The sequence below is a fragment of the Clostridium sp. J1101437_171009_A5 genome (genome assembly GCF_015547905.1).
In the GTDB taxonomy this organism is placed as follows: Bacteria; Bacillota; Clostridia; order Oscillospirales; family Oscillospiraceae; genus Pseudoflavonifractor_A; species Pseudoflavonifractor_A gallinarum.
The window spans coordinates 16,107-37,431 of the sequence record NZ_JADMVY010000018.1; the positions used below are offsets into that span (position 1 = coordinate 16,107).

The 21,325-nt window shown below is 47.6% G+C and carries 21 protein-coding genes; 9 read left to right on the forward strand and 12 right to left on the reverse strand.

All coding sequences use genetic code 11. The features are described from left to right. Positions 1-32 precede the first annotated feature (32 nt). Positions 33-1,037, forward strand: a complete 1,005-nt coding sequence (locus I2C21_RS16395; protein ID WP_195279777.1) for a peptidoglycan-binding protein — start codon at positions 33-35, stop codon at positions 1,035-1,037. Between the two features lie 62 nt (positions 1,038-1,099). Here the strand turns inward: I2C21_RS16395 and I2C21_RS16400 are convergent, their stop codons facing one another. Beyond that, positions 1,100-1,960, reverse strand: coding sequence for a hypothetical protein (locus I2C21_RS16400; RefSeq protein WP_195279778.1), 861 nt, complete (start codon positions 1,958-1,960; stop codon positions 1,100-1,102). Positions 1,961-2,079: 119 nt separating this feature from the next. On the opposite strand from I2C21_RS16400, the gene I2C21_RS16405 reads away from it, so the two are divergent. Further along, a complete protein-coding gene (locus I2C21_RS16405) occupies positions 2,080-3,111 on the forward strand; it encodes a peptidoglycan-binding domain-containing protein (protein ID WP_195279779.1) in 1,032 nt (343 codons plus the stop codon). A gap of 112 nt (positions 3,112-3,223) precedes the next feature. Here the strand turns inward: I2C21_RS16405 and I2C21_RS16410 are convergent, their stop codons facing one another. From I2C21_RS16410 to I2C21_RS16425, 4 genes are all read right to left on the reverse strand, one after another. Beyond that, a complete protein-coding gene (locus I2C21_RS16410; protein WP_195279780.1) occupies positions 3,224-4,012 on the reverse strand; it encodes a hypothetical protein in 789 nt (262 codons plus the stop codon). 68 nt (positions 4,013-4,080) lie between these two features. Next, entirely contained in the window at positions 4,081-4,560 is a 480-nt protein-coding gene (locus I2C21_RS16415; RefSeq protein ID WP_195279781.1) for a hypothetical protein, read from the reverse strand. A gap of 1 nt (position 4,561) precedes the next feature. After that, positions 4,562-5,482, reverse strand: a complete 921-nt coding sequence (locus tag I2C21_RS17860; RefSeq protein ID WP_195279782.1) for a DUF4367 domain-containing protein — start codon at positions 5,480-5,482, stop codon at positions 4,562-4,564. Further along, complete coding sequence (locus tag I2C21_RS16425) at positions 5,483-6,058, reverse strand: RNA polymerase sigma factor (protein WP_195279783.1); 576 nt, start codon at positions 6,056-6,058, stop codon at positions 5,483-5,485. A gap of 293 nt (positions 6,059-6,351) precedes the next feature. Here I2C21_RS16425 and I2C21_RS16430 point away from each other — a divergent pair, with 293 nt between their 5' ends. From I2C21_RS16430 to I2C21_RS16440, 3 genes are all read left to right on the forward strand, one after another. Beyond that, complete coding sequence (locus I2C21_RS16430) at positions 6,352-6,735, forward strand: phage holin family protein (RefSeq protein WP_195279784.1); 384 nt, start codon at positions 6,352-6,354, stop codon at positions 6,733-6,735. Between the two features lie 104 nt (positions 6,736-6,839). After that, positions 6,840-7,382 (forward strand): RNA polymerase sigma factor, encoded by a 543-nt coding sequence (locus I2C21_RS16435; protein WP_195279785.1) that lies wholly within the window; start codon positions 6,840-6,842, stop codon positions 7,380-7,382. Positions 7,383-7,497: 115 nt separating this feature from the next. Continuing rightward, the gene (locus I2C21_RS16440) at positions 7,498-8,736 is read left to right on the forward strand and encodes an IS256 family transposase (RefSeq protein ID WP_195279786.1); all 1,239 of its coding nucleotides are present in this window, start codon (positions 7,498-7,500) and stop codon (positions 8,734-8,736) included. Between the two features lie 151 nt (positions 8,737-8,887). Here I2C21_RS16440 and tnpA read toward each other — a convergent pair whose 3' ends face one another. Both tnpA and I2C21_RS16445 read right to left on the reverse strand, forming a co-directional pair. Continuing rightward, a complete protein-coding gene (gene tnpA / locus I2C21_RS17930; protein ID WP_502709463.1) occupies positions 8,888-9,223 on the reverse strand; it encodes an IS66 family insertion sequence element accessory protein TnpA in 336 nt (111 codons plus the stop codon). A 344-nt stretch (positions 9,224-9,567) separates the two neighbouring features. Then, positions 9,568-9,969 (reverse strand): hypothetical protein, encoded by a 402-nt coding sequence (locus I2C21_RS16445; RefSeq protein WP_195279787.1) that lies wholly within the window; start codon positions 9,967-9,969, stop codon positions 9,568-9,570. A gap of 133 nt (positions 9,970-10,102) precedes the next feature. On the opposite strand from I2C21_RS16445, the gene I2C21_RS16450 reads away from it, so the two are divergent. Both I2C21_RS16450 and I2C21_RS16455 read left to right on the forward strand, forming a co-directional pair. Next, a complete protein-coding gene (locus tag I2C21_RS16450) occupies positions 10,103-10,453 on the forward strand; it encodes a helix-turn-helix domain-containing protein (protein ID WP_207730655.1) in 351 nt (116 codons plus the stop codon). 297 nt (positions 10,454-10,750) lie between these two features. Beyond that, complete coding sequence (locus tag I2C21_RS16455; protein ID WP_195279789.1) at positions 10,751-11,800, forward strand: RICIN domain-containing protein; 1,050 nt, start codon at positions 10,751-10,753, stop codon at positions 11,798-11,800. A gap of 74 nt (positions 11,801-11,874) precedes the next feature. On the opposite strand, the gene I2C21_RS16460 is transcribed toward I2C21_RS16455, so the two are convergent. The 4 genes from I2C21_RS16460 to I2C21_RS16475 all read right to left on the reverse strand — a co-directional run bounded on the left by I2C21_RS16460 (position 11,875) and on the right by I2C21_RS16475 (position 18,095). Continuing rightward, complete coding sequence (locus I2C21_RS16460) at positions 11,875-12,918, reverse strand: hypothetical protein (protein WP_195279790.1); 1,044 nt, start codon at positions 12,916-12,918, stop codon at positions 11,875-11,877. A gap of 338 nt (positions 12,919-13,256) precedes the next feature. Further along, positions 13,257-15,323 carry a C40 family peptidase gene (locus tag I2C21_RS16465; protein WP_207730656.1) on the reverse strand — a complete coding sequence of 689 codons (2,067 nt, stop codon included), beginning with the start codon at positions 15,321-15,323 and terminating at the stop codon, positions 13,257-13,259. A gap of 89 nt (positions 15,324-15,412) precedes the next feature. Beyond that, a complete protein-coding gene (locus I2C21_RS16470) occupies positions 15,413-17,749 on the reverse strand; it encodes a VirB4-like conjugal transfer ATPase, CD1110 family (RefSeq protein WP_195279791.1) in 2,337 nt (778 codons plus the stop codon). Next, positions 17,742-18,095, reverse strand: a complete 354-nt coding sequence (locus I2C21_RS16475; RefSeq protein ID WP_195279792.1) for a PrgI family protein — start codon at positions 18,093-18,095, stop codon at positions 17,742-17,744. The genes I2C21_RS16470 and I2C21_RS16475 overlap by 8 nt, the downstream gene beginning before the upstream one ends. A gap of 114 nt (positions 18,096-18,209) precedes the next feature. On the opposite strand from I2C21_RS16475, the gene I2C21_RS16480 reads away from it, so the two are divergent. After that, a complete protein-coding gene (locus tag I2C21_RS16480) occupies positions 18,210-18,560 on the forward strand; it encodes a molecular chaperone GrpE (protein WP_286167336.1) in 351 nt (116 codons plus the stop codon). Here I2C21_RS16480 and I2C21_RS16485 read toward each other — a convergent pair. Next, positions 18,557-19,402, reverse strand: coding sequence for a VirB6/TrbL-like conjugal transfer protein, CD1112 family (locus I2C21_RS16485; protein WP_008979960.1), 846 nt, complete (start codon positions 19,400-19,402; stop codon positions 18,557-18,559). The two genes, I2C21_RS16480 and I2C21_RS16485, sit on opposite strands and share 4 nt — an antisense overlap. 212 nt (positions 19,403-19,614) lie before the next feature. On the opposite strand from I2C21_RS16485, the gene I2C21_RS16490 reads away from it, so the two are divergent. Continuing rightward, positions 19,615-20,835: a transposase gene (locus I2C21_RS16490; RefSeq protein ID WP_286167337.1), complete on the forward strand. Its 1,221-nt coding sequence runs from the start codon at positions 19,615-19,617 to the stop codon at positions 20,833-20,835. Positions 20,836-21,325 lie beyond the last annotated feature (490 nt).

Sequence of the window (21,325 nt, forward strand, 5' to 3'; positions counted from 1 at the left end):
TCAATATACAAAAGAGAAAGTAGGTAAAGATTATGGCAACTACTCCTTCCTGGCCTAATTTGGCAAAGGGCAACACCGGCACCAATATCAAGGCTCTTCAGTGCTTGCTCAACTACCGGAACAACAATACAGCTCTCGCTGTGGATGGCAGTTTCGGTCCCTCTGTTTACAATGCTGTCGTTGCTTTCCAGAAGAGCAAGGGTATCACTGCCAACGGCATTGCTGGCAAGGACACTCTCTCCCGTCTGGTTGCTGTCGTACAGAACGGCAACCGCAATGAGGCGGTCCGCGGTGCTCAGCACCTTCTCAGCAAGTTTGAATCCCTCACCATTGATGGCAGCTTTGGGCCCGGCTGCTTGACCGCCGTAAAGAATTTCCAGAAGAAGATGGAAATTTCTGTTGACGGCTCTGTCGGCCCCACTACCTGGCAGTATCTGTTCGGTTATGACAAGTATCCCGGCGGAGGTGGCACCGGAGACACTCCGAATGTTATCAAGATGCCTTCCGGCCGGAGATGTTGTTGGAATCAGCGATACCCGGAAATCGTTAACACAATCGGCAGTAAAAGTGGTTGTACAATCACTACTGCTTTGAATTTGGTCAATTTCTACGGCCCGAGCAATTACACTATCTCCAACATTAAGGGAGCCTGGGTTTCCGGTCAGGGCATGAACTGGAACTATGACTTCTCTAAGTGTGGCAGTAAACTTGGCGTCGCCCCCTCTAAGACTGACGTTAAGGGTACGGCTGCGTTCCCGGCCATCCGAGCAGAGATTGATGCTGGACACCCCGTCATCGTCAACATTGGCACTGGCAATAGTGATAACCATACTGTCATGTGCTATGGCTACAAGAATGGCGGCAAGACATACGACGATTTCCTTGTTATGGACCCGATTAAGTTTGTACCTGATTCTCCCAATGGAAAGCTGCAGACCACGATTGATGGTTCCGACCATACTCTCCAGCAGGCGATGAACAACAATAAGCATCCTCAAGGTATTTGGTGTATCCGAAAAACTTATCGTAAGAGCTAATTGGGGTGTTTGAAAAAAGTCTGGGCTGTTTTAAGCAGCCCAGACTTTTTATATTGACATTATCATGGCTCTCTTTCATCTCGTAAAGAGGAATGAAATTCATCAAAGCGCCATCCATTTTCTGTTAAAACCATCTTAATCGGAAACTCTAAAGTATAATCATAGCCTTCCATTCTGCTATCATTTGTGTTTTCGTCTGTTACTTCTTCAAAATTCCGGTAGTGACCAATCAGCGTGAATATAAGCTCATTCTCTCCTGACTTTTCAAGCCGAAAATCATCAGGAATATCTTCACAATAATAATACCCACCGCCCATTGATGTATCTAAAAAGCAGAGTTTCCCGTTATATTCTGTTCGTAATGGCAATCCATCGCTTGTCTTATTTAATTCCTCCCAATATTTTTCTGTAAAAATAGAGCGACCGACTTCCTCAAAATCGTTCCAATTCGCGTATCTCCCCTGTGCAACCAAATAAACCATATCATTAATTATTACCTGTTCGTATGCACTTTGGGGAAACACATCATCTTCAAAGGTTTCCGCATATTCAATCGAATCTCCAACGAGATGTTCATATAAATTATGTGCCCTGCGATATAGAGTCTGTTGTTCCTGCGTTAGGAAATCCGGAACCGCAAGATTCATATCATATTCACTTAACGGTGGTTCCTGTGTGATATCCAAGGTTGGAAGTGGTTTGTCAGTAGCCGGGGCCGGTGCTGTTTCCGTTGGAACTGATTGTGATTCATCAGGAACCGTATCTTGTGGAGTATGACTTTCTGGTAGTGCGTCCAAAGAGTTCTCTTGATAATCTTGAGAAAAATGGCAACCAGATAATAGTACAAATAATAGTGTCATACTAATCGCAATGATTTCTTTGACTTTTATATTCATAAAAAAATTTCCTTTCAAAATTATCATAAAATTTCGAGCTATGGTTTACAAAATTGACTCTACTTTTCTCTTTTAATTATAGAAGCAAAAACGTGGCGCGCGACACCAACTGCTTCTATATACAAAAGAGAAAGTAGGTAAAAATTATGGCAACTACTCCTTCCTGGCCTAATTTGGCAAAGGGCAACACCGGCACCAATATCAAAGCCCTTCAGTGCTTGCTTAACTACCGGAACAACAACACGGCTCTCGCTGTGGATGGCAGTTTCGGTCCCTCTGTTTACAATGCTGTCGTTGCTTTCCAGAAGAGCAAGGGTATCACTGCCAACGGCATTGCTGGCAAGGACACTCTCTCCCGTCTGGTTGCCGTCGTACAGAACGGCAACCGCAATGAGGCGGTCCGCGGTGCTCAGCACCTTCTCAGCAAGTTTGAATCCCTCACCATCGATGGCAGTTTTGGGCCTGGCTGCTTGACCGCCGTAAAGAATTTCCAGAAGAAGATGGAAATTTCTGTTGACGGCTCTGTCGGTCCCACTACCTGGCAGTACCTGTTCGGTTATGACAAGTACCCCGACGGGGGTGGTGGAGAAACTCCCAGTGGGTCGTATAAAGATTACCGTGGACAGCCGATTCTGACATCTGCACAGATTAAGTTACTGGATGGCAATAAGCCTTTCTACAAGTCAGCGGCCAATAAGTACGGTATTCCCTGGCAGATGTTGGCCGCCATCCATTTCCGGGAATATGGACTGAAAAAGGCCGGCCCCAGCAACAAAAATGGCCCTTACCAGATTGTTGGAAAGACCTATCCTACTGGCAATTATACGGATTCTCAATTCCAAACCGCCACTGACGATGCTGCGCAATTTATTAAGGGCAAAGCCGCCGGCAAAAATCTGTCCCTTGCTGCTAACGTCAAATACACCTTCTTCGCCTACAATGGGATTAACAAAGCGTATGTTCAGCAGGCCATTAACCTCGGTTTTCGCTCCACAGAGGCTAATAATGGTGAGGGGTCTCCTTACGTTATGAACCGCTTTGACGCCAAACGTGACCCGACCGTTGAGCCGACCAAGACTAACAAGACCTGGGGGCAAATTAAGAGGGACCATGGGACTATTGAATATCCTGCAAATTCGGACTATGGAGCTTTTGTTGTTTACAACGCTCTTCTCTGATGACTCTCCTTATTAAAAGAGGCCATCGCATCTGAACAGTGTCGAATATCCTTTTCCCATTACCGGAGGTACCAAGTAACAACTTGGTACCTCCACTTTTATATCATCTGATTCACGTATCCCCCAATAATACTTTTGATGCATCATCTGCGTTATTCCAAACGACAGGTTTTTTGGTATCTTGCTGTTCAAGCATCTGAAAAAAATCCTCTTCTGGCACGGTCTCCCCGTCAATTGCGTAACTTACACTCTCAGTCCCATCTTCATTGAGTAAGGTTTCGCTCTCTGCAATCCTTTGAATAGATGCCGCATCTTCTGAAAATTCCAGCTTTCCAATCCCATAATCATAGGCGCTGCTGGATACAACAAAGGTCCCATCTATCTTTAGGTCGGCAAAATTTCGATAGGTAAAACTGTAACCATATATATCTTCTCCGTATTCATGCAACACTTCATAACCAAAAACATCCGTCTCATCCAGCGCCTTTTTTAGGATTAGTTCTGGAATTTGGTCATGGTCAAAGTCGACCAATGCAAATTGAGTAATCTGTAAATTTTCTACCTCACTCAATTCTAATGATTGAGCTAACGTCATGTTCTCTCCATTTTCTACACTAAAATAGGATGCATTGTCTTTCAATATAGATTCATATCTATTTAAAATATTGGGCGCCTCATTAACCGGAGAGTCTGTTGGCTTACAATCGGTTTCAAGCATTGAGCTATTATTATCTTCTGAGAGATTTTCGCTGCTCAATCCACATGCAGTCATACCGCAACATAAGACCCCTAATATGCCAATGAACAATAGCATACGAAGCGATATTTGAACTCGCATTCTTTTTACCAGGCCAATTGGCGAAATGTTAGGCAACCCACCAAAATTGATAAATCTATTCATAATGACTCCTCTGGTTGTAGAACGTGGGGCGGGCAAAGATATTGCCCGCCCTACATTTTTCTTCTATCTCAGCGTGTTGTTACGGTTTTTGTCGTCACAGTTCTGGTGTCACTTCCAGATGCACATGCGACATATAGAGTTACCTTCGCATAATAGCCCTCTCCGGAATCCCCTCTGTATGTATAGGTGCCCGTTTTGGTTCCCGCAGATTCCCTCAGCAGCCCGTTTTCAACTGTACCTGTAATCGTAGCTTCTTTTGTCCCATCCGACTTATAAATCTCAATTTTAGAGACTCCAATGGTCTTGGCGGGTTTACTTGACGTCACTGTATAGCTAATTTTTACAGCGCCTTTCCCAGTTCCTACTTTCAACGATGCGTTGTACCCAGCGATACAGGGGCTTCCATACGGTATCACTTCATCACCTACAGATGCCACCATCGGTCTCTCGTGGTCTTCCTTTACTTCAACAGCTCCTGCTGGCACAATACAGCTCCCCAAAACTGTAGCAGTGACCATCCCGAGTGCCAAAATACGTCTCATGCTCATTTTACTTTCCTCCTATTGATTTGATTATCTGAAATAAATCCTTTTTCGATAGATTTCCAGATACAGTTTCTAAGATATGTCCATCCGACCAAGTAGCAGTAATCGTATCTTCATTTGTTAAAATATAGAATTGTTTCCCGTGGCTATTTAGAATCTCAACATCCTCATTACTTTTTTCAATAATATAACTGCTCAGCTCGTCAGTGTCTTCATATTTCAGTACTTGAACACTGAAATACTTCCCTGCTTCATTCACGCAAGAATAAAAAATTTGCAGACTTCCATCATCCTGATGAACCTCGATATCACTCATGGTATAGCCAGTTGGATACCACGTTGGAGCTAATTCTCTATCTAATGAGTATGCAGCTAATATGTCTCCTACACTATCCAAGTCTCCTTTATCTTCTTTTGTATTTGCTTCGTATTCACTATACACATCGAAGTGGAACGTCTCATCTGTCCATCGAGCAATCGCGCCAAACACATCAAAACCTGCAGCTTGAACTGATATCATTACTGTAAACAGAATACAGATTGTGGCGGCAATGATACCCGCTTTCCGAAGTATAAAGCGAAATGTAAACTTCGGCGCTCGCTTCTTCTTATTGCTATCTTGAAAATCACTTCCCTTTGGTGTAGCCGCACATTCCACAAGCGACATCAAGTCTTCTCCACCCACTGCAAGCGAAATTCCGTCATGTGCAAATCTTTGCCAGGCCAAATCGACATTTATTGCTTTACGTGCAGATGCCAATTCCTCATTTCGTTCTTCCAAGAGATGGACGATATATTCAATCGTTTCCGGTGCTAATCCATCCTCGGAATCATTTAAGTCTTGTTGTAAAAGTGACTTCAGAGCGTTGGTGCTCAAACAATCCAGCAAGTTATATGGTGCAACTTTAACTATTTTATCAGCCACTCAAACCCCTCCCTCTTTATTCATTTCACATCTAGCTTTGTATAGACCAGATTTTTGCAATTGCTTAGCTAAGATTTTTTTCACTCTTAGAATTCGCATTTTGCATGCTGACTCCGAAATGCCATTTCGGACCGATAATTCGTGATAATTATATCCGTTCAAATAATAATCACATAGCAGTGTCCAGTCTGTAGCCTTAATATATTGCTGGCAACTCATGAAAAAAAGTATCTCTGAATCAGATCCGGCTGGGCCACAATTACCCACATCCGTAATAGAAGACCTCATTTTCCCAATTGCATTTCTAAATCTCTGCAACTCACGTCTTCTATTATTTATCAGGTTCTTCATCGTTCTGTACAGCCAGTGTTTGGGGCTATAGCTTTCTTTGACATCTTTAATCTTCAGTGTTGCTATCAAAAAAACATCCTGTACAAGGTCCTCGACATGCGATTCATCCTCTAATACACATCTCGCATAGCTCAACAAACCAGCATATTCATGTTCAAACAGCCCTTTTAAGTATTGGATATCATCATCAGATAATTTTACGCTCCCAAGTTTATCTCCAAGCACCACGAACTCCCCCTACCCACCTCAGCTCAGGCAATTCATCTTTCTACTTGTTACAATGTCCACACTTCTGACTATCGTCACATCAAATTAAAAAATCCGCCATCTCCAAATCCACAAATTCCCTCCCTCTGCTGGCCCTCTGTCTAAATAATGTATGAACGACCATATTTCGTCACAAATTTTTTCTTTAATTTTCAGTTACGTATGTCTCTGTCAAAACCATTATAAACGTAGTGGTTTACATTTTGAAGAAAAAACCCCTCTTTAATAGAAAAGAAAGGTGGTATATCGTCATGAATTTTTTAAGCATCCTCGACCTGGGAAGGCAGCTGATCGACCTGTTTTTCGGCGCAGCCGATGGGCTCCTGTACGCCTTAATCATACTTGTTGTATTAGACTATGTTACTGGCATTTGTGTCGCAGTTCATATGAAGAAGGCTTCAAGTGAAATTGGGGCAAAAGGCATTGCCAAAAAGGTGGGTATGTTTGCACTCATCTCCGTGAGCCATATCGTAGACACCTTCCTGCTAAACTCCTCCGATGCTGTTCGTTCAGTGACCACTACGTTTTACATAAGCAACGAATGCATCAGCATATTAGAAAATGCAGCAAAACTAAATCTTCCACTTCCTCAAAAACTAAGAGATATTTTACATTCGCTCTATAAGGATAAATAGTTTTATCTATAAAATTACTTAAAAGCTACAAGATTCAATCCAAATCTACAGGCTCTCTCCCTCTGCTCTGGCTCCCAAATAAATTTGAATGGGAGTAATGAGCAATGTTATTAGAACTTATAGAACGTGCAAAGAATAATGACAATGATGCAATGCTGGAGCTAATCAACCGTTTTGACCGCGTAATCCGAAAATATGCACGTCTCCTAAAGTACGAGGATGCCTATGAAGATGTTGTAATGGAATTTATTGCATTCATTCGCAAATTTCAAATTGAAAATATCAAGAAAAAGCACGATGGAGCAATCGTAAATTATGTTTGTACGACCCTTCGAAATACTTACATCGAATTATCAAAGCGTCATTCCGCAATAAACTCGCATGAAATGCCAATCAGTGACTTATCAGATGAACAAAAATATATGGTCGAAAACTCTATAGTGGAAGCTCCAAATGAGCGGATTGATTTAATAGCATATTTATCAGACAATATTTTGACGGCATACCAGCAGCGTATCATTTTACTTCACTTCTATCACAGATTATCTATCGAAGAAATCGCACATCGCGAGGGTGTATCCCGTCAAAATGTCAATAAGGCCAAGAAAGCCGCGCTGGACAAATTGAGAAAATCGGATGTCTTATAGGCACAAAGACTACTTGGTCATGACTGTAAAATCCGCAGCAGCAGAGACCGTCCCGAACTTTGTGTAAACCTCCTGCGTGGTGTAGAATAGAAGCACCATGCAGGAGGATTTACATATGGCGAGAAAGAATCGCACCCCGGAAGAAAATGCCCGGCGAGAGAAAATCCGTGAACTGCTGCAGATGGCAAACATCGGCAGCATGGATGACATCCAGAATTTGTTTAAAGAGACCATTGCCGAGTTCATGGAAAATGGTCTGGAGGCTGAACTGGATGATGAGCTGGGCTATAGCAAGTATGATTACAAGAACAAGGACACAGACAACAGTCGCAACGGGCATAGCAGTAAAAGGCTGCGCACCAGCTTTGGCGATGTGGATGTGTCGGTCCCCCGTGACCGAAAGGGCGAATTTGAGCCCCAGGTGCTGAAAAAGAACCAAACCAGTATCAGCCAGGACATTGAGGAAAAAATTCTGTCCATGTATGCCAAAGGCATGACCACTGGCGATATCGAGGCTCACATCCAGGACATCTACGGCATCTCCGTCTCGGACAGCACCGTCAGCCGAATCACCGACAAAATTCTGCCTGTGGCCCGAGAGTGGCAGCAGCGGCCCCTGGAAGCCATCTACGCCGTGGTATTTCTGGATGCCATTCACTACCATGTCCGCAGCGAGGGGCAGATCGTGAAGAAAGCGGTATACATTGCCATTGGGGTCAATCTGGATGGCCGGAAAGATGTCCTGGGGATGTGGGTCGGCGAAAACGAGAGCGCCAAGTTCTGGGCCACTGTCCTCAATGGCCTGAAAAACCGTGGTGTAGAGGACATTTTCATTGCCTGCACCGACAATTTAGCGGGGTTTGACGCGGCCATTCACGCCACCTTCCCACAGACCGAGATCCAGAACTGCATCATCCACCAGCTGCGCAATTCCAGCAAGTATGTGTCCTACAAGGACCTAAAAGCCCTTATGGCTGATCTGAAGGCGGTCTATGCCGCTGTGGACGAGCAGGCGGCTCTGGATGCTTTGGACACCTTCGGGGAGCTCTGGGACAAGAAATACCCGAAAATTTCCCAGTCCTGGCGGTCCAACTGGGCCAATCTCAGCACCTATTTCAAGTATCCCCAGGAGGTGCGCAGGCTGATCTACACCACCAATGCCATTGAGGGTTTCAACCGCCAGCTGCGCAAGGTGACCAAGTCCAAGTCTGTCTTTCCCACAGATGACAGCCTGCTGAAAATGCTGTATCTGGCCATGATGGATATTACGAAAAAATGGACCGGACGACGGCAGGACTGGAGTCTGATTCACGCCCAGATGGCCATCTACTTTGCCGAGCGTATGCCCGAGTAACACCGCCGGGGGGCGGATGCCAAGGGCAAGATGAACGGCTCCTCCGCCCTTGACATCCGCCCCCACCAGCGTTATGTTGTTGAAAAGGCGGCAGCCGGGAACCTGCTGCCGCCCTGAATAAATTTTGCTCTATTCTCACACTAAATGGAGTTTACACAGAATTTGGGATTGACCCCAGCAGCATGGTCGTCGTCTCAGCATCCGCCCTCGAATGAATGTTGACTGAAACATCCCCCAGATGCACGGTAGCCGAAATTTTGGCCACAGGCGCAACACACACCTCAGCAAACTGCGGTGCGCTTTGTGCTGCGAGGGAAAACAGCTTCTTTTGCCATTTGTAGTAGCTGGCGGTGCTGATACCATTTTCTTCGCACCAGGCTCTGACACTGAGGCCACTGCTGCGGCAGGCCGAGATCCGCTCGCTCCAAACAGCGATTTTCTTCTGACGGTTCAGTGTCTGTAGACTTTTCCATAACTGTCTTCCCAGTCTCGGATAGTATCTTCCAGTCTATGAGACTCTACGATACTAGAGTCTTGAATACTCTCTGGTACTACCTTGTACTATTTCAGACTCTTATAGTTTGGCAGAGGCATTCTTCCCTGACAAGTCGCTGGTTGAATTGACGCTTACACTTGGTCGTCATGTATATCCCAGAATTTTTTCCGATACATATGTGTCAGAGACAAGAACTCCCGTGTGGTATCCACACGGGAGTTCTTGTCTGTTTGACAGTTCTTATACATCGAACGCTATCACAGTTTTTGCTTGCTATTCAAAAGAACGCAATTTACACACAGATACATATTTCGCGCCGACCGAAAGTCGTTTCTCTAAATTCTTAAAAAAATAGGAATGTCGATAATAATGATGATGTGTTTCCCTTCACTATCTATGCTAATTGATAATCCATTACACTCGTCTAATATTTTTTTAAGTTCGGGCGAATAATTATCATACTCTATATTATCTGCCAATATCCGTACTTCAAAATTCAGTGGCACATCATTCAATCTCACTTGAATAACCCCATGACAGTCTTGAGCAAGCTTATAGGCATTTTCAATTATTGATTTACTATTTAGCAAATATTGGATATTTGCCATATATGTGGCTTCTTTAAAATGCTTGCTAAGCATTGTGCATATAAACTCGTCAATTCCAGCATCAAAGGTCTTATCAGTTAGATTTTCATCAGAAAAATCCATTTCAAAATACGGCCTTCCTTGGTCCATATTGCCCTTCCTCCTCTCCTTTAGTTGTATTACATTATATCGCAAATTTTCATTTGTCGATACATATAGTATCTATACATACTTATAGTCCATTACAAAAAGCATATATTTTAGATACGATTAGTATAATACGATGCTTGGGGTGCTACGATTGAAAACCGGATTTGGTATGTTTTTGAAAAAGTATAGATTGGACCATCATTTAAGCCAAAGTCAATTCGCTGAATTATTGGAAATTAGTGACTCAACACTTACTTCTTTAGAGCGTGGAACCCGAAAGCCTTCTTACGATATGCTTATAAGCATTATAAAGAAATTGAAAGTTTCAGCAGACGAAGCGCTCGGATTAGATGGATATTTACATGAAGAATTGGAAATCTCTGCTCTTTCAAAAGCATTAGAGGGCCTTGACGACAGACACAAAAAGTACGCATTAAAGAATATCGAGTTAATGATTCAATTTTTCCAAACCTCAGACAGCTAATATAGTTATAATGTCTGAAAGAAAATGATGTGTCACATATTTATATTTGCAAATTGAAAGGGGAGCATCTCTAAGTGGAGATGCTCCCACTTTGTGATTATCAAAAACAAAACGCACTTCCACCATTGAGTATTTTATGGATTATGGACTACTCCATCATTCCACTCCACAGGAGAGAATATACGCTCTATGGTTTCCATTTTCTTTTTTAGTAACAGGTTTACAAAATAGTTTAAAATGACCTCTTTTATAATTGACCGACAAAAAAGTCGGAAATACATGAGGAGGTGCTCTATTATGGCAACCTGTAAAATCATTTCTCACGCAGGAAAGGGACGCTGTCTAAATATCGGCGACAGCTACACCATCACCAACGGAACCAAGGTCAACATTTATGCTGCTTCCGGCAGCAAGGACCAGAAGTGGGTTATCAAGAACCCGAATTCCCAGAGCGAGCAGTATATTACAAACGTCTACAAGCAGAACTATGGATTAAACGCTCGCCGTACCGGTACTGATTGGCCGTGCACCATGTATCAGACTTCCGGTAACAATGATGGATATGTCATCATTAAGGAGACTTCCAAGGGATCTGGACTGTATACTATCCAGTTGTCCAAGCACGATAACAAGTATCTGACGGCGGCGAGCAACTCCAACAGCGCGGGAGTTTCTTGGACGTCGAAGACTGGCGCTACCAATCAGACCTGGAAGATTGTTGTACTTCCCGAACCTCAAAAGGTATCTGGTGAGTATATTACAACTGGTACTAATGGATGGCTCAAGTTGTACAAAAAGCCTACTGGGAAAAATGGTAGAACTGTCAAGATTCCTTCTGTGCCAAGTTTCAAGGGCAGCGATGGTCATACCTATGATTTTAAAAACAAAAATTATTGGTATTCCTATGAAGGCGCATCTTACTTCAATGGCAGTGCCACTGGCATTACTGGCGCTCCGCCCACAAAAAAGAAAGGCAGCCAGGGAGAACTTACCGACGAATATGGGAACTACTGGGCTGCTGTCGGTCCCAATGTGGTCAATCCGTCCCATGCATCTAATGCAAAGCCGACCCCCGGAGAGATGTATGGCCGTGGGAAACTTGACTTCGTAGTAAAGGATAGCAACAATGTCAAATACTATATCCCCGCCGTCGTTGGAGACACTAAGAACCACACCTGGTCCAACGGTGTTATCCAGACCTACAAGTCCTATCCTAACGGTGTACTCGAATCAGCGGGAGGCTACTTTAACGGAACCGTTTGTGCTGAGTTCATCGGTGACCTCAAGAATAAGTTGACCGGCCTGGGTTCCTACTCCATTGACAGTATCATTTTCTACGAGCATTGATATAAAGTGGGGCCCTAAGTTTTTAACTTAGGGCCCCATTTTACAGTACACGTTTATATCCCAACTATGAAAATTCAATCACCAATATGCACTCTCTTTGCAACCTTCCCATTCTGAAGCGTATAAACTCTAGTATAACTAAGTAGCGAACTATCACGATTGAGTCTTTCAATTACCTCAGTTTGAGCATCTCCATCTATATCACATATTAAGTATTGTGGGCGATACTGGAAAATACGAAGATTTAGTTCCCCACTATGGTCACAGTAGATTGGGAAAATAGAAGGGCTTGTAGCTTCGTCGTACTGTACACTTGATATAAAATGATTGGAATAACTTCCGACTACGTCATCAGCAAAATAAGAACTTCCTAGCCAAGGTGTTTCTTCATCCTTAGAATAAATATCATTATATTCTGAGAAAAGCTCTATCGGCTCATACCCCTGTATGAACAATGCTGAAAGAATATAAACTCCAGGTCTGCTGTTTGATGGGGTTCTTGTTATAGATAAAGATTCTGATGAAATTCTATCACTGCTATCAGACTGTAACACATTAGTAGCAACCACGAGGTTGGTATCTAAGCCATTCCAAGAAAAAGAATAAGACTCTGAAATAATAATAGGACCATCAAACCCTTGAGAATCAAGGCTCTGTTTGAAATAATCTATCCAAGCAGGCTGTGTTGGTTGGGCATCCATGTCATACGAAGTATAAACTACTTCGCTAGGAAAAAAATCCCATTCTCCATCTGTAACAATAGGGCCTAATGTATAGGATTTTATATCGTCATAGATGTGTGGCAATGCTACTGTGACAAGAGAATCGGGTGATGGTGCATTCTCTAAAAGGATGTCTAAAGGTTGACAACCTGGTCCCCACTCTCCCTCAAGCTGTTGTAAGCCATTTCTAATATAAGAAACCAGGATATGCGATTGGTCATCAGTAATATAAACAGCCGAATCTGAAGATGTATCTCCTGTAGTATAATTCTTGCCATTATTTTGAGTCATCTGTTCGTTGACTTTACTACAGGATGCTACAGAAAAACAGAATAGAACAACTAAAAATAAGGTAAGAATTGGCCGCTTGCGTTTTCTTAGGTTTAACATTATCATATTTTGACCATTCCTTTCTACTGAGTTCTAAGGCATCAAAGCTTAACCTTAACTCCGTCCTTCATTATATTGATTCTCCCATTCTAGAATGTCCATAGCAGGGTATATCGTCACTTTTTTTCGGTGATTTTTTTGTAAGGTGGGCTACTCCATTCAGAACAGCCCATCTCACTAGAATCCACCACTATTTGCGAATGAAAAATGAGTCAATTCTACATGAATTGACCCATTTTCATCGGAACATTATTTCTATCATTTCAAAAAGAGAAAGTGCAGCATTGTGGATTAACAAGCAAGTGTTTGCAGGCACTGTTTTTTATGTGAGTTTTTGTTCTCATTTAGGATCTGTAGTATTGTGGTCTGCCAATAGCGGTAAAGCCCTCCAGGCCGGTGATCACCACATTATTTTGGCTGAACGCACAGTGGATGATGAGCAGGTTTCCACTTTCATCTCTGCCACCTACGATCCCCACATGCTCATCACCGGGATAGAATACCAAATCGCCGGGCTGGGCCTCATTCCAAGAGATGGGGGTACAGTAGGTGTGCTGCATGTGAGCGCCGCCGCCATGGCCTATGACGTACTCTCCATCGGTGACATTGTAAAATACCCAATCGACAAATCCACTGCAATCTAGCCCGTAAGGCAGGTAGGTTCCGGTAGTCGAGCTGCCGTCTGCCCATACCTTGGTGAGCTGGCCCCACCGGGAGTCCCAGCCAATCACCAGGGACTTCCCACCCCAGAAGTAGTTGACCTTGCCTACCAGCCTACAGGCTGTTTCCACCACAGCCCGGCGCTCTGGGTCTAGGTCAGCGGGCAGGTCAGCCAGCAACTTTTTGGCTGTGACGTCAGAGATCGTGAGATCTCCAGCCAAGGCAGCCAGCATGTCGGAGTTTGCCAGCAGTTCATCCAACGCTGCGTTCTGCTCCTCAGTGAAAGAATAAAATACCCGCATATCATCCGGTGTTCTGGCGGTGATCGTCACAGTGAGTATTTGCTCTGTCCAGGCCGGAGTGTCTCCAGAGGCGGGATGCTCCACCTCTCTGGAGGAGGAGGCAAGTTTTGTCATGTCCCAGAAGACTGTGCGCAGGGCCTCCACATTGGCCGCATCCAATATCGCCACTGTCGTTCCATCAGCAGCGCCCGCCGTTTTGGCGGCAAACACCGCCAGAATATCAGACCAGGGGGGCGGATGCCCCTGGATCTCCAGCGTATCATATCCACCCTCCGCCTGCATACTGGCGATCTTCTCTCCCAATTCGCCGTTGATCTGTGCCACCGCCTGGGCGGGAGAGATGGCTCCGGTTGTTTCATCAGGTCCGGCAAAAAAGATCCCCAGCGGTGAGGCAAGGATGATGCCGCACAGACAGATGACGACCACGACTGCGATCACCACCCCACCGCCTGCTGTGGCCGCGGCGGCCAGAGCCTTAGCTGCCGCGATCACGGCGCGGAGCGCGCGGTTTGCCGCCTGTGCGGCCTGTCTGGCGGTCACACGGGCCGCCTTTGCGGCCTTTTGGGTTCGTGCCAGCCTGGCTCCCGCCTCCGCCGCACGGCGGGCCTGTTGGGCCGGAAACGCTCTTACAGGCGGTTTCCCACCCGGCTTTCCAATCCCAGCCGTTTTACGAATGGGATGGCCAGCCGATTTGACCGGCACGCCTCGTTCTTTTACTGCCGTCTTTGCGGTGCTGCCCATAGCCTGCCTGGAGGTCTCACCGTGAGGCCGGGGCTGCACACGAGAACCACCTGTCTGCCCAGACACTTGATGTAGCTGCTTGCGGGCCTCCATACCTTGTGGCCATTTTCCCGAGGGAGGAGCTGCCGAGGGGCCGTCCTCTCTCACAGGCAAGCGCCGTTCCAGTTTCCCGCTGCGGAGAAGGTTGCCCTGGCGCTCCCGCATAAAGGACGATTTTCCCTGCTGCAAGGCGCTTGGCGGTGTGGCAGGCGCAGGATCGGCTTGCATCTTCAGATAGGCGTCCTTGGTCTTGGTATTTCTCTTTTGAGGCGTTTGGAGTGCGGACTGCGGCTGGGGGCGGCTTCTGCCCGCACTCTGCGCCCGGAGCGGATCTCCCGCTTCCTTTTTGCGAAGGCGGTCCTTTGGAGGCAGAATACTGTCATCTCTTGGCTTTGCGGCTTCCGGAGTATCATGACTGCCAGGGTATCTGTCCGGGCCTGCATCCGGGGTGTGCTTTGCACCTTTCTTTCGTTTTCCAAGCAGACGCTCGGCCAGCTGCTCCGCCCGTTTGACACCGCTCACCTCGGCATCGCCCAGCTGGTCACCGCCGAAGTTATCCCGTTGGCCGTGTTGGGCCGTGTCCCGCAGCTGGCCCCGCAGGCGCTCTGTGCCATCGTCCAGCCCTCGCCGGATCAATTCCTTCGGTGCGGACTTGACCCGTTCTTTCAAAGTGTGCTGCACCTGGGGTTTCTCTTTAATTTTATCGATCTATCTCACCTCGATCCAGGGGGAGGGGCCTTGGCCCCTCCCTGGTTTTATTACGCGGCCAAGTCAGAGGGCTTGGTGGTCATCAGTTTATAGAGCTGCGTATGACGAGGGAAATTGTCCATGAAGGGCACAATGGCGCTGCCGCACTTGATGAGACCCCGTCCAAAGTCCACATTGGTGATGTAGGAGAGCTGGTTGTCGGAGATATTCAGCAGCCGGGCCAGCTCCAGCCGGTCGGTGCTGGCCTGGTTGAGCATGACCAGGAATTCACTGTTGGCCAGCATGGTTCGGGCTGTGTGGGACTGGAGCAGATCGTCCACATTCTGGGTCAGGCCGGTACAGCAGGCACCGTACTTCCGCACCCGCTTCCAAAGGGTGAACAGAAAGTTGGCGCTGTACTCATGCTGGAACAGCAGATAGATCTCATCGATATAGATCCAGGTATTCCGCCCCAGGCGGCGGTTGCGGGTGATTCGGTTGAGAAAGCTGTCCAGGATCACCAGCATGCCCATGGAGAGCAGCTGTTTGCCCAGCTTCCGGATGTCATAACAGGCGATGCGGGAGCTCATGTCCACATTGGTGGGTTTGGCAAAGGTGTTGAGACTGCCCTCCGTGAACAGTTCCAGGGCCAGAGCCACATCCCGCGCCTCTGCCTCCGGCTGGCGCAGCAGTTCGGCGTGAAAGTCCTGGAGTGTGGGGGCCTGGCCCCGGCAGCCGTCCCGCACATAGTCGTGGTAGCACTGTGCTGTACAGCGGTCGATGATAGACTTCTCCTTGGCAGACAGCTTTCCGGCCCCCACAGACTGCTCACAGAGGGAAAGCAGGAACTCCGATTTCAGCACCACGGGGTTTTCACCCTCGCCATAGCCCTGCTCCATGTCCATGGCGTTGATGTGGTTGCTGGAAGTAGCCGAGATCTCCACAACCTCTCCGCCCAGCCCCTCCACTAGGGGCCGATACTCACTTTCCGGATCGATGATCAGGATGTCATCCTGGGTAGAGAGGGCCAGGGCGGTGATCTCCCGCTTGGCGGTAAAGGATTTGCCGGAGCCGGACACGCCCAGAACAAATCCGTTGCCATTGAGGAGCTGCTTGCGGTCGGCAATGATGAGATTTTTGCTGATGACATTCTGGCCGTAGTAGACGCCGCCCCGGTCCCGGATCTCCTGGGCTTTGAAGGGCATGAGGACGGCCAGGGCTTCGGTGGTAAGGGTGCGCAGGGCGTCGATCCGCCGCAGCCCCATGGGGAGAGCGGTAACAAGGCCCGCGTCCTGCTGCCAGTTCAGAGTGGTCAGCTGACACAGATGCTTGCGTGCGATGGACTGAAGGGTCTCTGTGTCGCTGTCCAGATCCTCCTTGCTGTCGGCCAGATGCACCAGAGTCACCACAGCGAACATCATCCGCTGATCCCGTGTGGTCAGGTCATCCAGCATTTCCCGCGTCTCTTTCCGCTGCTGCTCCAGGTCGTAGGGCACCACCGCGGAGAAGTTGTTGTTGCTGTTCTGCCGCCGCTGCCAGTTGGTGACGTTGGTTTCCACCCCCAGCAGGCGGTTCTGCATCTCACGCACGGCCTCATCGGTGGGGACGGGGATCACGTCGATGGACAGCATCATGGTGCGGTTCAGGCTGGTGAGCTCATTGATCATGGAGTCCTTGATGTAGCTGGCATACTCCTTGAGGAACATGGCCCGGCCATATTTATCGCCCATGATGAAGTGATCCTTCCGAAACTCCATGCTGTCCGGGCAGATGGCGTCCTTGAAGGAGCGTCCTGTTTTCATGCACTCCCGCAGGTCGATATGGAACCGGGACTCCTCGCCTACTCGGTAAAAGTCGTGGAGCACGCGCAGCCGCTCCACCGCGTCCAGCTCCTCACAGTGGGAATCCAGGTGATTGAGCCGGGTGGTCACATCATTCATGACCCGGTCAAAGAAGGTGCGGGCCTCCTCGGGCGTTTTCTTATGGGCGGATACTGTGACATATCGCTCCTGCACCATGCTGTTGGAGGAGTCGGTGACCTTGTCCAGCAGCATGGCGTTGTACTCCGAACGGCCTCCGTCCAGATGATCCCCCTGGGGCGGGATCAGGATCTCCTGCTCAAAGTTGCGGCGGTTGAGCCGCTTGTTGTTAATGGTGATTTTGGTGGTAGAGCCGGTGTCCAGGGCATTGAGCAGTTCCGAGTAGCCCAGGAACATGGAGATCTTGTCCTCTTTGGAAGCGATGGCGTAATTGATGTCGGAAAAGCGGACGGTTTTCGAGAATTTCCCGCCAAACTGAAAAAGCCCATCCGGCCAAAGACGGCGGATGGGGATGGTATCCTGTACGGACTTTGGTACCGAAAGGTGCTCTTTGTCCTGCTTCAGTGTATTTTGAAGGGTCTTAATCAAGTCGGATGGCCTCCTTTATTGATGTGTGTTCCATAAGTTTGACATAGAGATCCTCCGTTCGGAATAAGAGCCGTTTGGGCATGAGAAATTCTGAGCGGATATAAGCCATGAGAAAGCGTTCCAGCGGCATACCGTTGTAGGCGAAAAAACCGCCCAGGGCAAAGGGAAACGCGGCCAGGATGCATACCCAGCCGATCTCGCCGGTCCCAAGCACCGGACGCAGGCAAAAGTACACGGCCAGTGCCACCAGAACGGCCAGAAGGGCAAACAAAAATTGTCGCAGGGACAGGCCGAAGAATAGGCTTTCCTGATAATTCCGTACTTCTTTATTGATGCGGACCTCCAAGGTCTCACCTCCTACATTTCTGCTTGGTTTTCATGGACAGACCGTTGCAAAGCCTGTCTGGCTATGGTACCATTTGCTCAACTTAGAAAGGGAGTGGAGCGTATGGCATACTTGATGCTCGGGATTGTAATGATTGTTCTCTCCATTGTGTTCCGGTTGGCAGCCGTGTTTCGCCTGACCATTCCACTGCTTTACGCGCTGGTCGTCCCCACCGTGTTCCATGAATGGTATTATGCCAACCAGACTCTGGCCAACGTCATCTGGTATGCGCTGCTGGCGGTGGTAGTCCTATCCTGGGTAGTTTCCCTGATTCGGAAGGTTCGTGGCATTCTGCTTCGGCGGAGAGAGGACAAGATGCTGGAACTTATTGTGCGCAACCGTATGCGGGAGGCACAAATGTATGGGGAACCAGAACCGGATGGTGGCTATAAGATCCGGATGGATGACCTGTTTGACGATGATTAACCAAGCCCCATCAATTCCCGGATGATCCGGTCGCTCATCTTGATCGAGCCTACCAGCACTAGCATATTGAAGATCAATTCTCCAATGTAGTTCCAGACCAGCGTGGCCGGTGCTGTGGAAGCATCCCCCACAGCGGGCGGTGCGGAAGCAAACTGTGAAAAAATAACACAGGCCAATACAATGATACAGCCCTCCAGACAGATGGCGGCATAGCTTTTAAGAAAAGCGACGCCGATGCTGCTGGAGGGCTGTCCCGCAAAACTGGACAAAGGGATGGGCGCGATAGCGGTTGCCATATAGAGCTTGAAAAAACGGGAATAGACGGTCAGGATCATAATGAGGGAGAGAACCCAGATAAACAAAGACCCCAGCAGAGTGACCGCCCAGAGGGGGATGGAATCCCATATACCCACATTTTCAATGGCAGTAATAAGTTCCTCCGGGAGTGTGGTGGGTGACATGGCAGTCATGCCGGATGCGTCCATGATGGTGGATACTGCACCTTGGGCGATTCGGAACAGGGCGTTCATCAGTTCCATGCCATAGGTCACTGCCGCCTGGGCCAATACAAAGCGGATAAAGCACTTGAAGGCCACCTCCGGGCGCTTGATCTCGGTAAAGCTGCCGCAGGTCTTGACTACGCCCATCACGAAAAAGAGCACCAACAGAGCGTAGCCGATGGCTTGGAGCGCGCCGTTGATGCTGACGATCACGTTCCAGATCCCGCCGCCTTTGAATTCCTCCGGGGTGGTGCTGATCAAAGTCCAGATCTCTGCAAGTTTGTCGTTCCAGGTCTGTAGTGCGGAATTCAGATTGTCTACGATCCAGTTTCCACTGCCCATGTTGCATCACCTCCTTCAATAAAAGACCAGCAGCCATGAGCAAAATTCAAAAAAAGTAGTCATTGCAAGGGATTCCGGCCATGGCTGAAACCGGAAACCACTCCATTGATATAGAAAGTGGAGCCTCTTTTTGGTAAAATTAACTTGCAGAAAAACCAACCAGAAAGGGGCTGGCCGCTATCTACCGACAGGAAATCATCCAGGATGTGACGTTGTTTACATCCCAAAGCGCCGCTGCGTTCTACGACAAGCTTTTTAGTAGTCTGGACTTCACGCTGCCCAGAGCGGCAACTGGACGGCGTGGCTTCCCCAAAGAAGCTATGCTCTGCTCCCTCATTGTCATGAAATGCAAGGGGTTCTCTCAAGTCACCGACTTGGCCGATTATCTGAACAACAACCGGCTCATCGCCCACTACTGTGGCTTCAATATCATGGAGCCTCTGCCGTCCTACTGGACCTATGACCGCTTCCTGCGGCAGCTGGATAACGCTGAGTTAAAGTCTGTTATGGCGGATCTGGTGCGGCAGTTGTACGAGTTGGGTCTAGTGGACGCCTCCTTCGTTGGTCTGGACTCTACCCCCATCATGGCGAACACAAAGCAGAACAATCCCAAATCCTTTGTAAAGAACAAATTCTCCAAAGAGGTTCATCCGAAATGCGATCCAGACTGTGCGTTGGGCGTCCATTTCGCTTCTAACCAGCACAATGAACGCCGGTATGAGTTCTACTGGGGATACAAAAGCCATGTGCTGGTAGACTGTATCTCCGGGTTGCCCCTATACGAGCTAACCACACCAGCCAACATCATGGACTCCACAGTTGCCGTTGACATCCTTGCCGCAGCCAACCAGATAATCCCTTTGCAGGGGTGTTCCTTTCTTGCAGATAAGGGCTACGATGTTAAAAGCATCTACAACACCGTGAAATCGGTCTATTCCGGTGAAGCCTTTATACCCCTCAAAAAACGCAATTCCAAGAGCAAAGCCCTTCCTGCGGGCAACCTGATCTGTGATGCTGGACTGGCTATGCACAAAGATGGCAAAACCACCGACAACGGTCGTACCCGTCAAAAATTCTGCTGCCCATTCCGCCAGTCCAAGCGCGGTGTTTGCCCCTGTAACCACAAGAATTGGAATAACGGGAAGAAAAACAGGGGTTGCGTTAAATACAGGATCATTCCCTCGGACTACAGGCTTTCCATTGACCGCAGCTGCCTCTCTTTCAAGAGGACATACGCCTTGCGTACAGAGTGCGAAAGATACAACTCCCGCTTTAAGGCGTCTGGGCAGGAACGATTATGGGTGCGTAACGGAAACAGTGCGGCAAACCTCAATACGCTGGCCCACATCTCCGCTCTGGCTATTAGTCTGGCCGCGATTTTCTCTGGCTCTCACTCCTACCGCGCATCTAAATCATTTAGGCGAACCGCTTAATAGATGTTCCTATATGGCTTTATCCGCTCGGTTTTCTACCGGGCTTGGTTTTTATACCCTTTTTTCTCTCTACCGAGTAATTCCCGCTTGTTGACCCATTTCGGCCTTTTTATTTAGGCCATGTTTTGCTCATCTCTAAAAAGACTTGTGATTGAAAAATTGTGCTACAAATGCTATACTGCACTTGGCCCCAGGAGGCACGGTAGAGAGAGCCATCGGATAGCAGGGCGACCATATATGGGGCAACTGTCACTGACTATCGTGGAGGTGTTGCCGATGGTTTCGGATTTCTTAACAGTTGCGTCTTTTGCAGTTCTCATGTTGACAAAATTGTTGCTTAATTCTTGCTCTTTTACCGGCCTCTTAAATTATTAGTAAAATGCTGTGGATGCTGATATCCACAGCATTTTTACTTAGGGTCTACTGAATGGCTGGAACATTTGGAAATCTCGGAAAAATGACCAGCTCGCCGAGGTCAAAATCGTAGTCC